The organism is Parasphingorhabdus pacifica (assembly GCF_054779195.1).
Window position 1 is genome coordinate 270,293 of record NZ_BAAGYS010000004.1, and the last position, 20,994, is coordinate 291,286.

20 protein-coding genes are annotated in these 20,994 nt (G+C 68.5%); 8 read left to right on the plus strand and 12 right to left on the minus strand.

The features are described 5' to 3' along the window. Nucleotides 1-51 precede the first annotated feature (51 nt). Nucleotides 52-825 carry a maleylpyruvate isomerase N-terminal domain-containing protein gene (locus ACYVAN_RS05250; protein WP_460956378.1) on the minus strand — a complete coding sequence of 258 codons (774 nt, stop codon included), beginning with the start codon at nucleotides 823-825 and terminating at the stop codon, nucleotides 52-54. Nucleotides 826-836: 11 nt separating this feature from the next. Continuing rightward, the gene (locus tag ACYVAN_RS05255) at nucleotides 837-1,289 is read right to left on the minus strand and encodes an SAV_6107 family HEPN domain-containing protein (RefSeq protein ID WP_460956210.1); all 453 of its coding nucleotides are present in this window, start codon (nucleotides 1,287-1,289) and stop codon (nucleotides 837-839) included. Nucleotides 1,290-1,651: 362 nt separating this feature from the next. Here ACYVAN_RS05255 and ACYVAN_RS05260 point away from each other — a divergent pair, with 362 nt between their 5' ends. Then, entirely contained in the window at nucleotides 1,652-2,230 is a 579-nt protein-coding gene (locus ACYVAN_RS05260) for a GNAT family N-acetyltransferase (protein ID WP_460956212.1), read from the plus strand. Nucleotides 2,231-2,282: 52 nt separating this feature from the next. On the opposite strand, the gene ACYVAN_RS05265 is transcribed toward ACYVAN_RS05260, so the two are convergent. Next, complete coding sequence (locus tag ACYVAN_RS05265; RefSeq protein WP_460956214.1) at nucleotides 2,283-3,968, minus strand: DUF885 domain-containing protein; 1,686 nt, start codon at nucleotides 3,966-3,968, stop codon at nucleotides 2,283-2,285. Between ACYVAN_RS05265 and ACYVAN_RS05270 the strand changes: the two genes are divergently transcribed. The 3 genes from ACYVAN_RS05270 (at nucleotide 3,962) to crtI (ending at nucleotide 7,555) form a co-directional block, all read left to right on the plus strand. Beyond that, nucleotides 3,962-4,786, plus strand: coding sequence for a DUF3153 domain-containing protein (locus tag ACYVAN_RS05270; protein ID WP_460956216.1), 825 nt, complete (start codon nucleotides 3,962-3,964; stop codon nucleotides 4,784-4,786). The two genes, ACYVAN_RS05265 and ACYVAN_RS05270, sit on opposite strands and share 7 nt — an antisense overlap. Before the next feature lie 175 nt (nucleotides 4,787-4,961). Next, on the plus strand, nucleotides 4,962-6,089 hold the full coding sequence (locus ACYVAN_RS05275; protein WP_460956218.1) for a polyprenyl synthetase family protein: 1,128 nt from the start codon (nucleotides 4,962-4,964) through the stop codon (nucleotides 6,087-6,089). Next, the gene (crtI, locus tag ACYVAN_RS05280) at nucleotides 6,089-7,555 is read left to right on the plus strand and encodes a phytoene desaturase family protein (RefSeq protein ID WP_460956220.1); all 1,467 of its coding nucleotides are present in this window, start codon (nucleotides 6,089-6,091) and stop codon (nucleotides 7,553-7,555) included. The genes ACYVAN_RS05275 and crtI overlap by 1 nt, the downstream gene beginning before the upstream one ends. A gap of 36 nt (nucleotides 7,556-7,591) precedes the next feature. On the opposite strand, the gene ACYVAN_RS05285 is transcribed toward crtI, so the two are convergent. Both ACYVAN_RS05285 and ACYVAN_RS05290 read right to left on the minus strand, forming a co-directional pair. Further along, nucleotides 7,592-8,005 (minus strand): hypothetical protein, encoded by a 414-nt coding sequence (locus ACYVAN_RS05285; protein ID WP_460956222.1) that lies wholly within the window; start codon nucleotides 8,003-8,005, stop codon nucleotides 7,592-7,594. A gap of 333 nt (nucleotides 8,006-8,338) precedes the next feature. Then, the gene (locus ACYVAN_RS05290) at nucleotides 8,339-8,704 is read right to left on the minus strand and encodes an Rv2175c family DNA-binding protein (RefSeq protein ID WP_460956224.1); all 366 of its coding nucleotides are present in this window, start codon (nucleotides 8,702-8,704) and stop codon (nucleotides 8,339-8,341) included. 228 nt (nucleotides 8,705-8,932) lie between these two features. On the opposite strand from ACYVAN_RS05290, the gene pknB reads away from it, so the two are divergent. Next, a complete protein-coding gene (gene pknB / locus ACYVAN_RS05295; protein ID WP_460956226.1) occupies nucleotides 8,933-10,975 on the plus strand; it encodes a Stk1 family PASTA domain-containing Ser/Thr kinase in 2,043 nt (680 codons plus the stop codon). A gap of 392 nt (nucleotides 10,976-11,367) precedes the next feature. Further along, on the plus strand, nucleotides 11,368-13,023 hold the full coding sequence (gene mptB / locus ACYVAN_RS05300) for a polyprenol phosphomannose-dependent alpha 1,6 mannosyltransferase MptB (RefSeq protein WP_460956228.1): 1,656 nt from the start codon (nucleotides 11,368-11,370) through the stop codon (nucleotides 13,021-13,023). Nucleotides 13,024-13,272: 249 nt separating this feature from the next. Here mptB and ACYVAN_RS05305 read toward each other — a convergent pair whose 3' ends face one another. From ACYVAN_RS05305 to ACYVAN_RS05320, 4 genes are all read right to left on the minus strand, one after another. After that, on the minus strand, nucleotides 13,273-14,661 hold the full coding sequence (locus ACYVAN_RS05305; protein ID WP_460956230.1) for a class II 3-deoxy-7-phosphoheptulonate synthase: 1,389 nt from the start codon (nucleotides 14,659-14,661) through the stop codon (nucleotides 13,273-13,275). A 189-nt stretch (nucleotides 14,662-14,850) separates the two neighbouring features. After that, nucleotides 14,851-15,888: a 6-phosphofructokinase gene (locus ACYVAN_RS05310; RefSeq protein WP_460956232.1), complete on the minus strand. Its 1,038-nt coding sequence runs from the start codon at nucleotides 15,886-15,888 to the stop codon at nucleotides 14,851-14,853. 109 nt (nucleotides 15,889-15,997) lie between these two features. Next, complete coding sequence (locus ACYVAN_RS05315) at nucleotides 15,998-16,501, minus strand: polyadenylate-specific 3'-exoribonuclease AS (protein ID WP_460956234.1); 504 nt, start codon at nucleotides 16,499-16,501, stop codon at nucleotides 15,998-16,000. 63 nt (nucleotides 16,502-16,564) lie between these two features. Continuing rightward, complete coding sequence (locus tag ACYVAN_RS05320) at nucleotides 16,565-17,302, minus strand: lysophospholipid acyltransferase family protein (RefSeq protein WP_460956236.1); 738 nt, start codon at nucleotides 17,300-17,302, stop codon at nucleotides 16,565-16,567. A gap of 183 nt (nucleotides 17,303-17,485) precedes the next feature. Here ACYVAN_RS05320 and ACYVAN_RS05325 point away from each other — a divergent pair, with 183 nt between their 5' ends. Together ACYVAN_RS05325 and ACYVAN_RS05330 are read left to right on the plus strand one after the other, a co-directional pair. Further along, nucleotides 17,486-17,662 carry a hypothetical protein gene (locus ACYVAN_RS05325; RefSeq protein WP_460956238.1) on the plus strand — a complete coding sequence of 59 codons (177 nt, stop codon included), beginning with the start codon at nucleotides 17,486-17,488 and terminating at the stop codon, nucleotides 17,660-17,662. After that, on the plus strand, nucleotides 17,659-18,180 hold the full coding sequence (locus ACYVAN_RS05330; protein WP_460956240.1) for a hypothetical protein: 522 nt from the start codon (nucleotides 17,659-17,661) through the stop codon (nucleotides 18,178-18,180). Before ACYVAN_RS05325 ends, ACYVAN_RS05330 begins: the two co-directional genes overlap by 4 nt. 85 nt (nucleotides 18,181-18,265) lie before the next feature. Here ACYVAN_RS05330 and ACYVAN_RS05335 read toward each other — a convergent pair whose 3' ends face one another. Genes ACYVAN_RS05335 through ACYVAN_RS05345 form a run of 3 tightly spaced genes read right to left on the minus strand, consistent with a single transcriptional unit; the run spans nucleotide 18,266 to nucleotide 20,970 of the window. Next, nucleotides 18,266-19,231: an ROK family protein gene (locus ACYVAN_RS05335; protein ID WP_460956242.1), complete on the minus strand. Its 966-nt coding sequence runs from the start codon at nucleotides 19,229-19,231 to the stop codon at nucleotides 18,266-18,268. Continuing rightward, the gene (locus ACYVAN_RS05340) at nucleotides 19,225-19,740 is read right to left on the minus strand and encodes a hypothetical protein (protein ID WP_460956244.1); all 516 of its coding nucleotides are present in this window, start codon (nucleotides 19,738-19,740) and stop codon (nucleotides 19,225-19,227) included. The genes ACYVAN_RS05335 and ACYVAN_RS05340 overlap by 7 nt, the downstream gene beginning before the upstream one ends. Nucleotides 19,741-19,746: 6 nt before the next feature. Continuing rightward, nucleotides 19,747-20,970, minus strand: a complete 1,224-nt coding sequence (locus ACYVAN_RS05345; RefSeq protein ID WP_460956246.1) for an ArsA family ATPase — start codon at nucleotides 20,968-20,970, stop codon at nucleotides 19,747-19,749. Nucleotides 20,971-20,994: the final 24 nt, after the last annotated feature.

Consider the following 20,994-nt stretch of genomic DNA (forward strand, 5'->3'; position numbering starts at 1 on the left):
TGGCCGGCCCCCGGCAGCCCACCGTCCGCCGCTCGCCACCACCCTCGCCGCTCACCGAGTGGCGAGCTGAAGCAGTCCCCACAGCTGCGCGACGGCGTCCGGATCTCCCTCCGTTTCGATCACTCGATCCGGTAGACGTCCCCATAGCCAGAGGTAGATCGACACGGGATCTCCGTGAATGAGCGCATCCCCGCCCCGGCGGGTTCCTGGGTCCGAGCCGGGTTCCCGCACATCGCTTTCCGCTTCGACCCGATCGGGGTCTGCCCGGACCCACCAGGTCTCACCGGCCGACCGGATCTCGACGGAGAACGGCCGGGAGGAACCGATGTCCATCGAACCGAGCCGATGGGTGAACCACGTCCGCAGCACCTCGTCGATGCCGTCGACGGCGATCGCGCCCTCGATCGGGGTCATTTCCACTCCGGCCGCGGTCTGCACGTCCACCCGGTGCAGGGTCGTCGCGTGCACCATGCGGCGCACCCAGAAACCAACGCTGTGGTCGCCGGGCCACCACGTCCGGCACGAGTCGTCCGGCGGGCGAGTCCCGAACTCCGCCAGCAGGTCCGCCAGCCGGGCCGCGAACCGGTGAGTGAGTTCGCGCAGGCTAGGTTCGTGCGGGAGTTCCCGATTTCCGGATGCGACATCGGAGGCATCCATCCAGGAGAGCGTGTCCTCGCACAGATCGCCGATGTGGCGCACCGTGGCACCCAGAGTTCGACCGGAAGCACCCGCCACCAAAGCATCCGGCCGGGCGTCGAGAGTGGCTGCCGTGAGCAGCTGCCCTTCCGTACCCAGCAAGTCCAGCATTCGATCGTGGTCGATCATCAGCACGGGACTCATCGTGCCGCGCCGGAGAGCTCGATATCGACGAGATCCAAAAACTCACCGGCTCGGCGCAGAACTCGGTCGGCCTGCTCATCGGACACCCCCGGAATACCGGCCTCCGCGATCGCCCGACGTTCGGAGCCCGCCGCAAAGAAGGCCGCCCATTCGCCGAACTCGGGCGCCACGTCGCCGAGCAGCCGCCAGACGCTGACCGGTCGGTCACCGACCCGCCGGGGGCCGCGCGCAACGACGATCGCGGTAGCGGCCCGGAGCGCAGCCAGGTGGGCGGCCACGTAGCGCTCGGTCGGCGGGCCCGCGCGCTCGCCTTCCCGCAGGCGGTTCCCGGCCCGGACGAGCAGCGCGCGAGAGCTCGCGGAGGCCGCGCTCCCACCGGAAACAGCTACCGGGCGGTCATCGACCGAGCGCCGAGGCACCGGGATGGAGAGTTCGTTGGATTGTGACATCGGCGTCCTCCTCGAAGATCACGTTCACGACGTCTCCGGTGACACCTGGCCCACGCGCGGAGCTACGACACCGGAAGGACGGATTCGTGCTGCGCCGGGGGGAAGCCGGCAGTCCGGTGGTGAGGTGCTTCCCCCACCTCACCACCGGACGCTGTTTTCGAACCTCAGTTCGAACGCCTTCAGATTAGCCCCTCCGGGGGCCGGACTCAAGCACCGCGACCTAGCTCACCTGTTCGAGGCAGTCGACGCGTCGGAACAACGACCAGCGGCTTCGCGCGGAGCGCATGACGCCCCCGACACGCCACGCCACTCAGCCCGCACCACAGCGCGATCATCAGACCCGACCATCTAGGGTTCGGTGAGTGACCGCCGCGCGCTCCCCGCACTGCGACCGGGTCGTCGAACTCTCCGCCGACCAGTTCCGCACTCGACTCCACGAAGCCCTGCAGATCTACATCGACGCGATGGACTATCCACCGGTGACCGCCCAGCAGCGTGCGCCGATGTGGTCCGCGCACGTTCACCGGCCCGGCTGGCGTTGCGTCGGCGCCTTCAATGCCGACGACGAGCTGCTCGGCATCGGATACGGCTATCGGGGCGTGTCCGGGCAGTGGTGGCACGAGCAGGTACGACGCGGGCTGCTCGTCGCCGGAGCCTCCGACGCCGACGCGTGGCTGGAGGACTACTACGAACTGACCGAGCTCCACGTCCACCCGCAGAGCCAGGGCAGCGGCCTCGGCGAACAGCTCCTGCGCCGACTCCTGGACGGAGCTCCGGGGCGGACCGTTCTGCTGTCCACCCCGGAGGGGCCCACCCGGGCGTGGAAGCTGTACCGCCGAGTCGGATTCGTCGACGTGGTCCGCCATTACCGGTTCACCGGCGACCCGCGACCGTTCGCCGTCCTCGGCCGCTCACTGCCCCTCGAGCCGGACGACGCCTGAAGCACGCGGGGGCGGTGCCAGTCGATCCGGGCAGCCGCGAGCTCCTCCCCGCTCAGATCAGGGCGAGCTGCTCCCGCAGGGTGTCCAGCCCCATCGGACCCATGCGAAGTGCCTTCCCGTGGAAATCCTGCAGGTCGAAGGCCGATCCCTTGCGCTGGCGGGCTTCGTCGCGTGCAGCCAGCCACAACCGTTCACCGAGCTTGTACGAGGGCGCCTGGCCGGGCCAGCCCAGGTAGCGGTCGATCTCGTCGCGCACGTGGTCGGCATCCGTGATCGTGCGGTCGAGCATGAACTCCAGCCCCAGCTCCGGCGTCCAGCGCTCACCCTCGTGGAAGCCACATCCCGCCGGAAGTTCCAGTTCCAGGTGCATGCCGATGTCGACCACGACCCGAGCGGCGCGGAAGAGCTGATCGTTGAGCATGCCGAGCAGATCACCGTCGTCGGTGAGGTACCCGAGCTCGCGCATCAGCCGCTCGGCGTACAGCGCCCAGCCTTCGGCGTGACCGGAGACCAAGCAGGCCAACCGCTGGAACTTGTTCAACCGCCCCGACTGGTACACAGAGGTCGCCACCTGAAGGTGGTGACCCGGTACTCCCTCGTGGTAGACGGTCGAAACTTCCCGCCAGGTCGGGAACTCCTCCTTGTCCTCGGGAACCGACCACCACATCCGGCCCGGCCGGGAAAACCCGTCCGTCGGCCCGGTGTAGTAGGCGCCGACCCCGCCACCCGGCGGCGCGATCCGGCACTCGAGCTTCATCAACTCGTCGGGGATCTCGAAATGGGTACCTCGCAGTTGCAGCAGCGCCTGATCGGAAAGTCCCTGCATCCATTCCCGAAAGGCCGCCTGGCCGCGCACCCGGTAGCGCGGATCGGCGTCGAGCGCGGCAGCGGCCTCGGCGAGGGTCGCTCCCGGCTTGATGCGATCGGCGACCTCCTTCATCTCCGCCTCGATCGCGGAGAACTCCCGCCAGCCCCACTCGTACGCCTCGTGCAGGTCGAACTCGGCTCCCGTGAAGAACCGGGACCACAGCCGGTACCGCTCAGCGCCGACCGCGTCCTTTCCCGGAGCCCTGGGCAGCAGGTCCGCGCGCAAGAAATCCGCGAGTTCGCCGTACGCCCCCGCCGCCCGGTCGGCCGCGTTCTCCAGCTCGTCGCAGAGTCCGGACTCGATCCCCGCTTCACGCGCGGGGGCAACCATGCCACGGAAGAAGGAACGCTGTTCCCGTCTTCCCGCCCAGGTCTCGCACTGCTCGGCAACGCGCTTGACCTGCCGGGCAGCCGAGATGTGCCCTTCCGCCGCGGCGTGCCGCAGACCGGAGCGCAGCCCGGACACGGCCGAGGGCATCGCCGACAGCCGTTTGGCGATCGTGCGCCAGTGCTCCTCGGTCTTGGACGGCATGAGGTCGAAGACCTGCCGAAGCTCCTGCACCGGACTCGCGATCACGTTCAGGGCCGACATGTCGGCGCCCGCTTCGTGCAGCTCGACATCGAGGCCCACCCGCTCGAGGAAAACCGCCTTGGCCACCCGTTCGCCCTCGTCAACGGGCTCCGCCGCCGACATTTCCGCCACCGCCCGGCGGGCCAGCTCGGCCCGTGCGCGGTAGCCGTCGGGCGAGAAGTCGGTCAGCTCCTCGTCACCACCGGGGATACCGAGGTGAGTAGCCACGATCGGGTCGAGACCGGCCAGGTCGTCGACGAATCGATCACTGATCTGATGAACACCATTGTCGGATGTCATGCGGGGAACGCTACCGCGCCGGACCGACGACGCTGATCACCGCGGATCGCCCTACCGTGGTTCGCGGTCGGCGAGTTCAGCGGCACGGTGGGAAAGTCGTCGAGGTGAAGGGCGAAGCGTTCCGAACCGCAGCGGCACGACCCCAGACCGTCCTGGCACTGCTGATCCTGGTGATCGGAGTGCTCCTGAGCGGTTGTCTGCATACGCGGGCAACCTTGAACCTCACCGAGAACGACACCGCCTCCGGAGAAATCCTGCTGTCGACCCAGACACCGGACGGGCAGGTTCCGTTCCGGTTGCGACCGCCCGAAGGCTTGGCCGACCGGGTGAACGTCACGCCCTACTCGAAAGAGGGGCGTACCGGATCACGGCTGACTTTCCAGAAATTGACCTACGACGAGGTCGAAAAGCTGGCGTCCGAAGTAAGCCAGGGCCACCGCCGCTACACATTCGACTTGCACCGTTCCGGTTCACTCGTGTTGTTCAACGGTTCGGTCGACCTCACACCGCTGGAGGAGAACAGTTCCTCCTTCCTCCTCGAGATCAGCACACCCGGTGAGGTCACCACCACCAACGGCCATGAATCCGCCGGGGTGGTGAGCTGGCGACCCGAAGCTGGTCAGGTCACCGAACTATCGGCCGCTTTCCAATTCGCAGGCGCGGGCTCGAAGTACTGGATCTGGTGGACGCTGCTCGTCGTCGCGCTGTCCTTCGGCGCAGCCGGGTTCGTCGCCTACCTCGCGCAGCGGGCCCACCACGAGCACCACCATCCCAAGGCTTCCTCGGCGCAGCGCCCGGAGGAAAGCATCAGCACCTGAACACGATCGGACGGTGCGGACAGTGCGGCCGGGCAGCCAGCGTGAGCCCACGAGCTCGGTCACATCCGTTCCGGCTCGGCACCGTCCGGTCACCCTCCGAATCCGAACCCGCGACACGGGGAGAGCACTCCGGACCCACGACCGGCCCCGGAGCCGTGTCCCGGAAGATGGACCCGTGCTCCTACAAGACTCCACCCCCCGCCAAGACATCATTGAGGACACCGCCGTGGAAGTCGACCTGCCGGGCCAGGTACAGCATTGCCTGTTCACCTACCTGGAACGTCGCATCGCCGAATGCGAGGGCCTCGACCCCGCGTTCGCCGAGGCAGCTCGGGAACTCGCGAAGTTCGTGCTCGGAGGGGGCAAACGTCTCCGTCCCACCTTCGCGTGGTGGGGCTGGCGGGCCGGTGGCGGCGCCGCCACCGGCTCCGAGGCCACCGCGATGCTGCAGGCAGCGAGCGCCCTCGAGCTCATCCAGGCATGCGCCCTCGTGCACGACGACCTGATCGACGACTCGGACACGCGGCGTGGAAACCCCACGGTGCACGAGCTGTTCGCTCGAACCCACCGGGACACGGGGTGGGAGGGGCCGAGCGGGCGCTTCGGTGCCGCCGCCGCTGTGCTGCTCGGCGATCTCGCCTTCGCCTGGGCCGACGACATGCTGCACACCGCCGGGCTGGCGCCCGAAGCACTCTCGCGGGCGCTTCACCCGTGGCGATCGATGCGCACCGAGGTGCTCGCCGGGCAGTACCTGGATGTGCTGGGACAAGCGCGAGCGGACGAGACCCAGCAGGCCGCACTGCGGATCGACGAGCTCAAGACCGCCTCGTACACCATCCAGCGCCCGCTGCAGCTCGGGGCGGAGATCGCGGGGGCCGACGTCGATGTGCTTTCGGCCTTGCACCGGTTCGGCACCGACATCGGCGTCGCCTTCCAGCTCCGCGACGACCTGCTCGACGTTTTCGGCGATCCCGAGGTCACCGGGAAACCCGCGGGTGACGATCTGCGGGAGGGCAAGCGCACAGTGCTCATCGCCGAAGCCGTGGAACGAGCAGGCTTGCAGGACGACAAGGAGGGGCTCGAACTGCTCCGCCGATCACTCGGCGACGCCGAACTCGACGGAGACGGGGTCGAACGTGCCAGGCGCGTGCTGACCCGGGTGGGCGCGGTCGACGCGGTAGAAGAGCGCATCACCGAGCTGACCTCCTCGGCGATGGCGGCGTTGCACACCGCCGACCTCGGCGAGCCCGCCACGACCAGGCTCGGCGAGCTCGCGATCGACGTGACGGATCGAAACCGCTGATGCGTCGAGTCGCCGGCCCCACCGAGCACGTCGTCATCGTCGGTGCCGGCCTGTCCGGCCTGTCCACGGCCCTGCACCTGGCCGGGGCAGGCCGTCGGGTGACCTTGGTGGAGCGGGCGAGTGTTCCCGGCGGGCGAGCGGGCGTGCTGGAACTCGACGGTTACCGGGTCGACACCGGTCCCACCGTGTTGACCATGCCGGAACTCGTCGACGAAGCGCTCGCCGCAGTGGGAACCTCGCTGCGGGCGGAACTGGACCTGCTCCCGCTCGACCCCGCGTACCGGGCCTGTTTCGCGGATGGTTCCGCCCTGGACGTGCACACCGACCCGGCCGCCATGGAAGCGGAGGTGCGCCGGTTCGCCGGACCGGCCGAAGCAGCCGGGTACCGCAGGCTGCGCCGCTGGTTGAGCGAGATGTACCGGGTGGAAATGCACCGGTTCATCGACGCAAACTTCGATTCCCCGCTGGACCTGCTCACTCCGCAGCTGGCCAAACTCGTCGCGCTCGGCGGTTTCGGGCGCCTCGGTCCGGCGATCGGTCGGTTCCTGGGGGACGAACGCCTACAGCGGGTGTTCTCCTTCCAGGCGCTGTACGCGGGACTCGATCCGCGACGCGCGCTGGCCCTGTACTCGGTGATCTCCTACATGGACACGGTGAACGGGGTCTGGTTCCCCCGGGGCGGCATGCACGCGCTACCGACCGCGATGGCCGACGCCGCCCGCCGAGCCGGGGTGGAACTGCGCTACGACACCGAGGTGGAAGCGCTCGAGTGGAACGGCAACCGGGTGCGGGCCGTGCGCTGCTCCGGAGGTGAGGCGATCAGCGGCGATGCGTTCGTGCTCACCCCCGACCCGCCGGTCGTCCAGCGGCTGCTCGGTCGGTCCCGGAACCGTCGACTCCGCTGGTCACCCTCAGCCGTGATCGTGCACGCGGGGACCTCTCGGAGCTGGCCGGGCACGGCCCACCACACGATCTCGTTCGGAACCGCGTGGCAGAACACCTTCACCGAGATCATCCAACGAGGGCACCTGATGAGCGACCCGTCGTTGCTGATCAGCCGACCGACCGCGACCGATCCGTCGCTGGCTCCCGAAGGGCGCGAACTGCACTACGTCCTGGCGCCGTGCCCGAACCTCAGCACAGGCCCGTTCGACTGGGAAACCCTGGGCCCGGCCTACCGGGACGAATTGTTCACCCTGCTCGATGCCCGAGGATTCACCGGCTTCGGTCAAGCCGTCGAAACCCAGCGACTGGTCACACCGGCGCACTGGGCGGCGCAGGGCCACGCCGCTGGTACACCGTTCTCCGCCGCGCACACCTTCGGCCAGACCGGGCCGTTCCGGCCGCGCAACTTGGTGCGCGACGTGGACAACGTGGTGCTGGCCGGTTCCGGGACCACGCCGGGCGTCGGGGTGCCGCCCGTGCTGATCTCCGGCAAGCTCGCCGCTCGCCGCATCACGGGCTGACCAGCGCACCAGCCTTCCCTGCGGTCAACCACCACCTCAGGATCGGAACACCCAGCACGTCGGCGAGCCGCCCACCCCAAGGCCCTGCCTCCGCTCGACCAGCCCGATCTGGTGCGGCTCCTCGTCGGAGAGGTCTTCGTGGGCTGGATCGGACTTCACGTAGATGCGGTCCACGAACCACCACGCCCGTCCGGGGCCAACCCGCACACCGGAGGACGCCGCCTCGCCGCCGCACGGTACGGCGCTGAACCACATCGCGTCACCGTCCCACGCGCCCCACCCCGGCCTCAGGTGCCGTGGCCCGTCGGGACACTCCGTCGCCGTCCAGAAGCCATCCGCTCCGGACAACCGCTGTTCAACCCACGAGCACGTCACCGGCCCGCTCGAGTCGGCCGAACCGCCGGTGCCGAAGCCCGTTTCGAACAGCCGGGAAACCACCGGTACCACCATCACGATCACCTGCTCGTGTCCTGCCTCACCACGAGCATGACCCGAACGGCTCGTCCGCGCCGCTCGGTGAGGCAGCTCCTCAGGTCTGGCGGCATCCGGACCGCGCGGCATCCGCGCCGCCGGGGAGGCGACCCGATGAGCAAGAGGCTGCCGCGAGCACGGATTCGTCCTCGAACCGGCGTCCGGCGCCATTCGCCCCGACGGTCCGAGCGGAGCCGACCGGGAAATGCACCCATCCGAAAAAAGCCGGGCCACCGATCGGTGGCCCGGCTGACGAACACGGACAGCGAATACGAATGCATTCGCGTCGCCGACGCGGCAGAACTGCGGGTTCTAGAAACCCATCGCCTGGGCCCGTCGCTTCACCTCACGGCCGCGGTCTCCACGCAATGCATCGATCGGGGTTCCGGGCAACGAGTCGTCGGCGGTGAACAACCACGTGAGGATCTCGTCCTCGTTGTAACCGTTGTCCCGGAGCAAGGTGATCGTGCCACCCACTCCCTTGACGATCGCGGTCTCGGTCAGGAAAGCGGCGGGCACGCTCAGCACCCCCTCGCGGCGCATGGCGAGCAAATGCCCATCACGAATCATTTGGTGCACCCGGGTTACCGGCTCTCCGAGTCGCTCGGCGACATCGGGCAGCGGAATCATCTCCACGTCGGGAGCAAGCACATCCGGGGCGGCAGGGATCGCACTCACACCACACACAATGCCACATCGCCTGCACACATGCCGTGCGCCGGACGGGTAACGGCTTCTCCTACGATCGCGACTGACCCGCGGCGGCCCTCCGGCGGCAGCCCACACCAGCGAGCGCCTGAGCCATACCTGGTGCGGACGGTGGCTCGACAACCGTGGCGGTCGGCGACCTTTCGGCCATCCCTGGAAGAATCGCGCAGGCAACCAGCGTTCTACGGTAGGCGGACGATGACCCCTGAGACACGACCCGGGCACGGCTCCAACCTCGTGGGAGCCATGCTGGAGCGTCGGTACCGGGTCGACTCGCTGATCGCGCGAGGCGGCATGTCGGCGGTCTACCGTGGCCTGGACACCCGACTGCAGCGGCCGGTGGCGCTCAAGGTCATGGACGCGCAGTACTCGGGTGATCGATCTTTCGTGGACCGGTTCGTGCTGGAGGCCCGTTCCGCGGCAAGCTTGCACCACCCGAACGTCGTGGCCGTCTACGACCAGGGCGTGGATCGCGAGGCGGAGGGCGACCACGTCTTCCTCGTGATGCAGCTCGTGGAGGGCTGCACGCTGCGCGATCTGATCCTGGACCGGGGCAGCCTGCCGCTGCCGCTCGCGCTGAGCGTGCTGACGCCGATGCTCTCGGCGCTCGGGGCCGCGCACAACGCGGGCATGGTGCACCGGGACATCAAGCCCGAGAACGTGCTGATCGGGACGGACGGTTCGGTTCAGGTCGCCGACTTCGGCCTGGTGCGCGCGGCGGCCTCCGCAGGTACCACCAGCGGCAGCGTGATCCTCGGGACCGTTGCCTACCTCTCCCCCGAGCAGGTCACCACCGGCGCGGCCGATGCGCGTACCGACCTCTACGCCGCCGGGGTGGTGCTCTACGAGATGCTCACCGGGCGCCCGCCCTATACCGGCGACACCGCGCTGTCGGTGGCCTACCGGCACGTCAACGATGATGTCCCCGCCCCGAGCGAGCAGGCCCCCGAACTGCCCGGGCCCGTCGACGACCTCGTGGTGCACGCGACCCGCCGGGAACCGTCCGCCAGGCCGGAAAGCGCCGAGGCCTTCCTGGCCGAGGTGGAGGCGGTGCGGGACGTCCTGGACCTGAAACCGGTACCGGTCCCGGTCCCGGCCGGCGACGACCGTACTGCCGAAATGCTCCCCGCCGACCTCGGCGACGAGCCGCCCACCGAGCGGTTTCCCCAGGTGGGAACGAGCCCGATGACGACCTCGGACGACGAGTTCCACTCGACCGGAGGCCCGCGGGGAACCCGCGCCATGCGCCGTCCGGTCGACGACGCCGAGCAGACGCAGAATCTCAGCGCTGTGGAGGCCGCAGAACCCGAGCCTCGCGCTGCCCGAGCACCTGCCCAGGAGCAACAACGCCGACGTAGTCGCCGCAAGTTCGCGGTGGTCACCCTTGCTGTTCTGCTGCTCGCCGGGCTCATCGGCGGGACCGCCTGGTGGCTCGGCAACGTCCGCTCCGTGGAGGTTCCCACGGTGGTCGGCAAGAGCGAGTCGGTGGCGCGGGACGCGCTGGTCGGCGCGGAACTCACTCCCCGGATCACTCGGGAGTACCACAACTCCGTTCCCGATGGCACGGTGATCAGCTCCTCACCGGGGCAGGGTTCCCACGTCTCCACCGGCGAAGAGGTCGAGCTCGTCGTCTCGCAAGGCCGACCACAGGTTCCGTCCATCGCCGAGGGCGCCTCCGTGGAGGAGGCCGAGCGCGTGCTGCGGGACACCAAGCTCCGCCCGCGCCTCGACGAGGCCGCGAACCAGTACCACCCCACCGTTCCCGAGGGGAAAGTACTCGGTGTCTCCCCGGAAGCGGGCAGCCGAGTCGAGATCAGCAGCGAAGTCACGGTCGTGCTGAGCAAGGGCCCGGAACCGGTTCCGGTGCCGGACGTGACCGGTGCGAGCAAGGAGCAGGCGTTCGCTGCGTTGCGCGAGGCGGGATTCGAACCACACGAAGCCGCCAGGAAGTTCGATTCCGACGTCCCGCGTGACCACGTGATCAGCACGACTCCCAGCCCCGGAACCGAGGTGCAACTCGTCGGCCGCCCCAAGGTGGGTGTTGTCGTTTCGAATGCCGTGACGGTCCCCGACCTCAATGGCGTCCGTCTCGTGGAGGCCGAACGCCAGATCGCCGAGCTGGGGTTGAAACTGAAAGTCCGGTCCCTTTTCAACCGGGAGAACGGTCTGGTCCTCGGCCAGTTCCCCCTCGCGGGAAGCAAGGTGGAACCGGGGTCGACGGTGCACGTCAACGCGATCTGAGCGTGCGGTCGTCATCACCGCGGCCCGGGGCTGGTGGCCCGGTGGGCGCGGCCCTCGTGGGCGCCGCCTTGGTCGCACGGCCTTGGTGACGCCGATTTCGCGGATCGACCCGGCACGGTCGTGCTGATTCCGGCGTCGAGCGCCCTTCGATGTGGGGCGCGTTCGGATTGCCGCCATACTGTCATCCGGCATGGCGAAAATCACTCGATTAGTCCGAGCCGAATCGACTCAGCATGTAACGAAGAGTAAGCACGGTTCTCCCATCTGCGTCCCCACCTGGACAAACACGAACCGTGATCAACCCGCCCATTCCGGGGGCAATTATTTCAGCGGAATAACTTTCACTGGTCAGGACAGGGCCACTGAGCGCATGTGGAAGCATTGGGGCCACCATGGCCCCCACCGAGCACACCACCACAACCGGAAGCCAGTCGATTCCGAACCGGTCGAAACCGGACGAACGTTCGAAGACGCCACCACGCGCCGTGGTCACGGCGATCTCCGAAGACCGGCACGACTCGCTTCCGCTGCGCACCATCGCCCTCGGCACGATCGGCGCGCTGCTGCTGCTGATCGGCGCCCTCGGCGGCGCTGGCACTTTGGTGACCGATCCCATCTTGTCGGATGGTCCGCTTTCCGCCATGCGCTACGGACATGGCAAGGACCTCGCCACCGCGGTGCTCTACATCGGGTTCGGACTGCTTGTCTGGGCTTGGATCCGGCTGGGACGCGGAGTGCTCGCCCGGCTCGTCGGCTCACGTGGCGTGCTTCTGGCCACCGCGGCTTGGACAGCGCCGATGCTGATCGCACCGCCGATGTTCACCCGGGACGTCTACAGCTACCTCGGCCAGGGACTGCTCGCCCTGCACGCGATGGACCCGTACGCGATCGGCCCGGCCGCGCTCACCGGCCCCATTCCCGACAACGTGCACCCCACCTGGCAGAACACCCCCGCCCCGTACGGCCCGCTGTTCATCGGGATCTCGAAAGGCGTCATCCTGCTCGCAGGAGACAGCATGATCTCCAACATCATCGTGATGCGCCTGGTGTTGCTGATCGGGCTCGGGATGCTGATCTTCGCACTACCCGGGCTGGTCCGCCACCTCGGCGGGGACCTGCCCACCGCGCTCTGGCTGGCCGCGGCGAGTCCGATGACGGTGGTTCACCTGGTGGGCGGACCGCACAACGACATGCTCATGATCGGCCTGCTCGCCGTCGGCACCCTGATGCTGCTGGACGGGCGACACGCGGGCGGCATAGCACTGGTCACCCTGGCGATGGCGATCAAGGCAACGGCCGGACTACTCCTGCCCTTTCTGGTGTGGGTGTGGGCGTCCCGGCTCTCCGGATCGTTCTGGGAACGGTTCGTCCGCGCTCTCCTTCCCGCGCTGACCGTGTTCGCCGTGGTTTTCGCGGCCTGCACCGCCCTGGCCAAAGTCGACCTCGGGTGGCTTCCCGCCCTGTCCGCACCCGGCAAGATCGTCAACTACCTCTCGATGCCCACCGGGCTGGGCCAGGCGGTCCACGGCGTGGTTTCCCTGTTCGTCGACGTGAATCCGGGCATCTTCATCGACATCGGCCGGACCTTGGGGTCGGTCGCGCTCGCGGTGCTGGCGGTGCGCCAGTGGTGGCGGGCGCGCGCGGGAGATGTGGACACCATTCGTCGTGCGGCCCTCGTGCTGTTCGCGGCCGCGCTGCTCTCGCCGACCGTGCTGCCGTGGTATCTGACCTGGGGGTTGGCCCTGGCAAGCGCGCTGCCGTGGAGCAGGCAGGCGCTGCCCTACGTGGTCGGCGGCTCGGTGGTACTCGCGTTCGCCTACTACCCCGACGGTGAGCAGGCCATGTACAACTGGCCGTTCGTCGCTTTCGGGGTCGCTGCCGCGATCGTCGGTGCCCTGTCGCTGCTCCGCTTCGACCCGCTCGGCTTGAGCCCGCGTGCAGCCGGCCGGTCTTCCGCACCGACGAACAGCCACCCACCGAATATCGACGCGGCTCGTCCGCCGGTGCCCACCGAGGACCGGGGCGACACATCGCGGGCGATCCACTGAGGCACCTCGCTGACACCTGTGGTTCTCGGTCTCGGCCTGAACCGCCACCGTCGGCTGATGGTTACCTGACCAGACCACTTGGTCCCACACGGACATCTTCCGGGCAGCCACAGTGCCGGAGCACCGAATCGGAAGCGCCCCGCTCCGGAGAAGCCGGAACGGGGCGCTCGAAGGATTTCACCGCCGTCGACGAGGGCGATCGTCTCGCCGACGAGGTTCAGCCGGGCCTGCCGGACCGGCTCGGACGATTCACGACCGGAGCATCTCGGCCACGAGGAAAGCGAGCTCCAGCGACTGCTGAGTGTTCAGCCGCGGGTCGCAAGCCGTCTCGTAACGACCCGAGAGGTCGGTGTCGGAGATGTCCTGCGCACCGCCAATGCACTCGGTCACGTCCTCACCGGTGAGCTCGATGTGGATCCCGCCGGGATGGGTGCCCAGCCGGTGGTGCACCTCGAAGAAGCCCTGGACCTCGTCCACCACCCGGTCGAAGTGCCGGGTCTTGTACCCGGTGCTCGCCTCGTGGGTGTTGCCGTGCATCGGATCGCACTGCCACACCACCTGGTGTCCGGACGCGGTGACCTTCTCCACGATCGGAGGCAGCAGATCCCGTACCTTGCCGTTGCCCATCCGGCTGATCAGCGTGATCCGCCCGGGCTCGTTGTGCGGATCCAGCCGCTCCACGTATTCGACCGCCGCCTCCGGTGTCGTCGACGGCCCGATCTTCACACCGATCGGGTTGGAGATCAGCTCGGCCAACGCCACGTGCGCACCGTCGAGCTGCCGCGTCCGATCGCCGATCCACAAGAAGTGGCCGGAGAGATCATAGAGCCGCGGAGACTCGTGCGAATAGTCGAGCCGCAGCATCGCGCGCTCGTAGTCGAGCACCAGAGCCTCGTGGCTCGCGTAGAAGTCGACCGTGTGCAGGCTCGAGTCATCGACGCCGCAAGCGGCCATGAACCGCAGACCGCGGTCGATCTCGGCCGCGACGGACTCGTAGCGCTCACCGGCCGGTGAGTTCAGTACGAAGTCCTTGTTCCAGTCGTGGACCTTGGTCAGCGCGGCCATGCCACCGCTGGTCAGCGCCCGGGACAAGTTCATCGCGGCGCTCGCGTTGGCATAGGCACGAATCAGGCGGCCCGGGTCGTGCTCCCGCGCTTCCTCGGTGGCCACCAGCGAATTGACCATGTCGCCCCGGTAGCTCGGCAGACCGAGCGCATCCAACGGATTCGACCTGGGCTTGGCGTACTGGCCCGCGATACGCCCGAGCTTGACCACCGGCATGCTCGCTCCGTAGGTGAGCACGACCGCCATCTGAAGCAGAGTCCGGATGTTGCCCCGGATGTGCGCCTCGGTGTTGTCCGCGAACGTTTCCGCGCAGTCGCCGCCTTGGAGCAAAAACGCCTCGCCCCGGGCGACAGCCGCGAGCTGCGCCCGCAGGCGCTCGACCTCGGAAGGCACGGTTACCGGCGGAACGCTTTCCAGCACTTTCCGCACGTTCTGTGCCTGGTCCGGGTTCGGCCACTCCGGCTGCTGGGCCGCGGGCCGCGCGAGCGCGTCGTCAAGTTGCGAACGCATTTCGGGCGGCAGCGGAGGCAGTTCGGGAAGGGTATCCACCGGTACGTCAACGCTCCAGTTCACGCCCCCAGCGTAGGCGGTCCCCGTCCTGCTCATTCATCCGGGAGAGCAGTCCCACAATATGAACGCAGAAGCCCGATCAGAGCACACTTCGATTCAGTACTGCCGGCGACACTCCCGGCGACTCGGTCCGTGCGGTTCCGCGCCGTCCGGCAGGTGCCGACCGCGAGGAACCGCACGCCGTGCGAGCGCCTACCCGAAGAGGACCTCGGCTTCGGCATAGCGTTCGAGCGGAACGGTCTTGAGGCTGGCGGTGGCTTCTTCCAACGGAACCCGGACTATGTCCGTACCGCGCAGCGCGACCATCTTGCCGAAGTCCCGCTCACCGATCGCGTCGATGGCGTGCAGCCCGAACCGGGTCGCCAGCACCCGATCGTAGGCGGTCGGCGTGCCGCCTCGCTGGGTGTGACCGAGCACCACGGCCCTGGATTCCTCGCCGGTGCGGCTCGCGATCTCCTCTGCCAGCCAGGTGCCGACGCCACCCAGTCGCACGTGCCCGAAGGCGTCCTTCTCCCCCGCCTGCAACACCTCTTCGCCGCCGTCCGGGACAGCTCCCTCGGCGACCACGATGATCGGTGCGTACTGGCGCTCGAACCGCTGCCGGACCCAGTCGCACACCTGCTCGACGCTGAATCGCTTCTCCGGCCCGAGGATCACGTTGGCCCCACCGGCGAGCCCGGAGTGCAGTGCTATCCAACCCGCATGCCGTCCCATCACCTCGACGACGAGCGCACGGTGATGGGACTCCGCTGTGCTGCGGAGCCGGTCGAGCGCTTCGGTGGCGATGTGCACCGCGGTGTCGAATCCGAAGGTGTAATCGGTGGCGCCGAGGTCGTTGTCGATGGTCTTCGGAACACCGACCACCGGAACGCCGTCCGCCCCCAACTGCTGGGCGACGCCCAGGGTGTCCTCCCCGCCGATCGCGATCAGCGACTCGATGCCCTGTTCGTCGAGGGTCGCCTTGATCCGATCCACACCGTTCTCGACCTTGTACGGGTTGGTGCGCGAAGTTCCCAGGATCGTGCCGCCCCGGCTGAGGATCTCCTCCACCGAATCGAGCCCCAGCGGCTTCGTCCGCCCCTCGATCGGGCCCTGCCACCCATCGCGGAAGCCCACGACGTCGTACCCGTACACCGAGATGCCCTTGCGCGTGACCGCGCGCAGCACCGCGTTGAGACCGGGGCAGTCGCCGCCACCGGTCAGCACTCCGATACGCGTTCCAGCCGGCATGTAGCCGCCTCCTCATCGATCCATCGAACGTGACCTGGATCTCCCCGAGTGAAGCCTGTCACGGACTGGATCGGTGCAGCAAGGCAACTACGCGCCCACCGGGCGATCTTCAGCTCAGCGGGTAACCCTTTCGGCTCTGTTGGTCCTCGATGACCTTCCACCGCTCGAGGTTGTGCTTGGCATCGGCCAGCGCATCGTGCGCGTTGGCAGGCGGCGAAGGCAGCTTCGGCTTGCCCACGTCCTCCCACCGCTGACGCAGATCACGGGTGAACTTGGGGATTCTTGAGGGCAGTGCGGGCATCGGCCCCCACAGCTGCGCGAGCGTGACGTGGTCGTAGGCGGCGTACCAGGCCCACAGCTCGATGTCGCCGCCTCGAGCGGTCAAGAAGGAGTAGAGGTCCTCCCGAATCCGCGAGCGGGACCGCCACAGCGAAGACGCCGGCGGTGGGAGTTGCGGCAAGACGTGCTGCCGCACCCATGGACCGGCACGACCGGCATCGAACTCGGTGGATACTGCGTAGAACTCGCGACCGGACTCGTCGACCATGCCGATCGACACCAGCTCGATGGTTTGTCCGTCTTCGATGAACTCGCAGTCGTAGAAAAACCGCACCGGTCAAGCTTATGCGCCTGCGGAGCACACGATTCGACACCCCTGGAGACGGAGCGAACCCGCTCAACCGGCCTTGGAATCCGGCATGCGCCTCGACGCGGTGTCGTCCTCGGACCAGCCCGCGACGTGCTTGCCCTGAGCCGCGAGATCGTCCTTGGCCTTCGCCGCGTAGACGTCCACGTACTCCTGTCCGGACAGCTCCATCAGCGCGTACATGATCTCGTCGGTGATCGAGCGCTCGACGAAGCGGTCACCGGCCAGACCTTCGTACCGGGAGAAGTCCAGCGGCGGTCCGACCTTGATCCGAACCTTGTACGGGCGCCACATCTTGGACCCGAGCGGATTGACCTTGTCGGTGCCGAACATCGCGATCGGGATCACCGGCACGTCGGCTTCCAGCGCCATCCGGGCCACACCGGTCTTGCCCTTGTACAACCGGCCATCGGGCGACCTGGTTCCCTCCGGATAGACGCCCAGCAGCCTGCCCTCGTCGAGCAGGCGAACCCCCGTGTCGAGAGCGGCCTGCGCCGCCGCCCCGCTGGAGCGGTCGATCGGCACCTGTCCCACACCGGAGAAGAAGTACTTCTTGAGCTTTCCCTTGAGTCCCTTGCCGGTGAAATACTCCCGTTTGGCCAGGAATGTCACCCGACGCGGCATCATCAGCGGCATGTAGAACGAATCCGCGACAGCCAGATGGTTGCTGACCAGGATCGCACCGCCCGACGAGGGAACGTTCTCGACGCCCTCGACACTCGGTCGGCAGAACAGCTTCATCAGTGGACCCAGCACAAAGTGCTTCATCACCCAGTACAGCACCGCGCCGCTGCCTCCCTGTCACCCGAGTTCCCTGCTCAGCCTACGGAGCCCGCATTTCGGGCACAATGCGCCCCCACGTGAGGATGATCCGGCAACGCTCACACCATGAACTCCGTATGCGTGCGACCATAACCCCACGCAGGCGTGCCGATGGCGAAGGAGGCTGCGGTGCCCGTACTGCCCGGCGCCGAACCGTGGACCCACTACGGGCCCGGCGATGCAGGCATGCTGCTATCCGACCTCCACGCGACGACCATTTCCGGAGACGGCGCACCGAGCAGACCGACCGGTAGCGTCGGGACGAACCGCAGGATCCACAGCGAGCGTGTCGAGGAAGCCGCATGAGCACGCGCCATGACAACGCCGACGGTCCCGAGGACATCGACGCCGCATTCGCCGAGATCGTGGCCGGTCTCGAGCGCGACGCCCCCATGTCTCGCTGGCCCGCCGAGGACGCGGGCAGTGAGCAGGCGAACACCGGCAGGGCGGAGACGGACACCGGCAGGACGGACGGGGCGTCGACCGGTTCGGCCGCCGTGGAACCCCGGCCGGAGTCCGCGGCATCTCCCATCGAGCCTGCGGAACCGGCCGGGCCCCGGGACTGGACGCCGTTCACCGAGGACGAAGGGCACTACGACCCGCCGGAGCCTCCCCCGATGCCGCCACCCCGCCCCACCACGATCGGCGGCATCGCGGTGATCGGGATAGGCGTCGTCCTACTGCTGGTTCCGGGCCTGGCCGGCTTGGGTAGCACCGTCGCCCTCCCCATGGGGCTCGTGGCGATCAGCGCGGGTATCTCGTGGCTGCTGTTCCGGATCCGCCAGAGCCCACCGGATCCGGATGACGACGGTGCCCAGCTCTGAGGCACCGGGCCAGCTCTGAACACCGGGCCAGCTCTGAACACCGGAGATGCCGCACTACTCCGGTACGGGGCGGCACCGTCCCGACTCACCAGACCGCGTGATCGATGGTCGCCGCGACGTGTTCCCGCGCCAGGACGGCGGAACCGATGATCGCGGCTTCCGCACCGTGGGCGGCCGTTCGGATCTCGGCCAATGGCCGATTCCCGGCGCCGGTGATCGTGTCCTCGTAGCGGCGACGCGCTCCGTCGAGGAAGAGGTGGCCCGAACCGGACACGCCTCCCGCGATGACCACCACGTCCGGGTCGTAGACGTCGGCGATCAGCGCCAGTCCTTCGCCCAACCACCGGGACAACTCCGCCATCGCGCGCAACGCCGTCGGGTCACCGTCCTCGGCCGCGCACGCGACCTGTTCTCCGGTGACCGAACCCGGCTCCGCTCGTGCCGAACGCGCCCACGGGGTGTCCGCCGGCTCGGTCTCCAGCAGCTCCAGCGCGGTGGTGACCAGGGCGGTGCCGCTGCAGTAGCGCTCCCAGCAGCCTCGCTTTCCGCAGGGACACGGCCGCCCGTCCGGCACCAACCGAAGATGTCCCAGCTCGGGTGCCACGCCGTACGCGCCCCGGAACAGCCGCCCGTCGATCACGAGGGCGCCACCGATACCTGTTCCCACCGCGACCAGCACTCCCGCGCGCGAACCCGCCAGCGCGCCGTACCGGTGCTCGGCGACAGCGGCCGCGTTCGCATCGTGTTCGAGCAAGACAGGCATCCCCAGTCTGCGGGCGATGTCGTCGGCGACCTCGGCGTGGCGCCAGGCGAGGTGCGGTGCGAAACGCACGATCCGCCGGTCCTCGCTGACGAATCCCGCCACAGCAAGTCCGACCCCTGCGACCGGGTAGCGATCGGCGAGCCCGCGGACGGCATCGACGACCGCCGAGTCGAGCTCGGACGCGGAGGACGGGGTGGGCACGCGGTGCGTCGCCAGCACTTCGCCCTGCGGGGTGATGACACCGGCCCGCAAGCTGGTGCCGCCCAGGTCCAATCCGATGGTCAGCACGGCCTCTCCCGGCCCCAGTCGTTGGCGGATTCCGCCGCACCCGACGCCGCATCCGGCACAGCATCCTCCGGGCCGGCCGCCGGGGTTCGCACCACGCTGCCGCTCACCCGTCGCACATCGATCCGCTGAACCTTGTCCGAGGCACCCGCCCGTCCCCGCGCGGCCGCTTCGCCGGACTCCGGATCCGCAGCACCCGATCGCTCGGAAGCTTGCCGGGCGGCGTGTTCGGCCAGGGCCTGGCGCAGCAGTCGCACGAAGGCTGTCATCTGCTCGACCATCCGCGTCGTGTTCCCGGTCCGCTGGCCGCGCAGCGCCGCGGCTAGTGCGCACACCGGACACCAGCCGCAGGCGGTGGAGCAGCTCGGAGTCACGTCTTCGTCCTCGGACTCACCGAGACCGCGTAGATACTCCTCCGCGCGGGTGGCGGCCGCATCGAGCAACCGTCGGAACTCCTCGGTCATCTCCTCCCGCCGGGCATCGCTCGCGCCGTCGGTCCGGTTCGCATCCATCAGGCTTCACCGCATCCACTGGTCCGGGTCGGGGCGGAAGGTCACGGTCAGGCCATCGTCGCCCGCCACCGCTCCGGTGACCACGCACCGGCGCAGGACGGAAGGCAACGCCACGAGCCGTCGCCGACCGTCCACTGTGATGGCCAACTCGTCGGAGATCCTCGCGAGGTCGAGTTCCGCGTCCTCGTGCAACGGCAGGGAAATCCGCAGCCCGTACTCGGACGACAGGGAACGGCCACCACCGGTGACCTCCATCAACGGAGCGGCGTCCGCACCTGCCAGCGGGTCTTGATCAGCGTAGAGCTCGGCGCCGAGCTCCCGGAGCGCTTCGGCCCCGACCGGTTCGCACGCCCGGTGTTCGACGGTGCGGACCGGCAGTTCCGTCGCGGTCCACAGCGTGTCGAGCACCTTCTCCTGCTCCTCGCGCCGCGTACGCAGCCAGGCCGCCGACGTACCAGAGGCCGAGCCGGGATGCGGCACGACGCGGTTGGCCACCAACCCGTCCACGGTGATCTGCTGCAATGCCAGCGCGGTCAACGTTCGGCGGGTCTCGGCCGCCACGACCGCTTCGGGCGTGAACACCAGGCGCACGCTCGTGCCCGGATCGCCGAGCATGTTCGTGAGTCCTCCGAGGCGTTCCGCGAGGCGCCCGAGCGCGTCGGCCACCGCGTCCCACTGTTCGACGTTGTCGCTGCCCGCGACGCCGGCCAACAAGCCGCGGACGACGCGCCGATGCGCTGGGAACAATCGCTCCAGGTACCCGGCGAGGGATTCGGGCAGGGCCAGCAGCCGCAACGTCTCGGCGGTCGGGCCGCAGTCGACGATCACGGTGTCCCACAGGTCGCCGTCCGCGAGGCGCTGGACCTCGCTCAGCGCCAGCAGGTCTTCGACGCCGGGAAGGGAGGTGAGCTCCTCGGCTTCGAGCTCGGTGACGCCCGCACCGACCAACAGGGTCCGCAGGTGTTCACGGAGTTCGTCCCAGGTTCGGTCCAGCAACGCACGCGTGTGCACCTCGGCAGCGTGCAGCGCGCTCCGGCCGTCGGAACCGGACATGTCGATCTCTTTCGGCTCGGGATCGAGTCCGGTACCGAGGGCGTCGGCCAGCGAGTGCGCGGGGTCGGTGGAGACCACCAGAACCTTGCGACCGAGGTCTGCCAGGTGCGCCGCAGTGGCAGCGGCGAGGGTCGTTTTACCGACGCCGCCCTTTCCGGTGAACAGAAGGATTCGCACGGGCCGCCTCTTCGGGCAGGATGG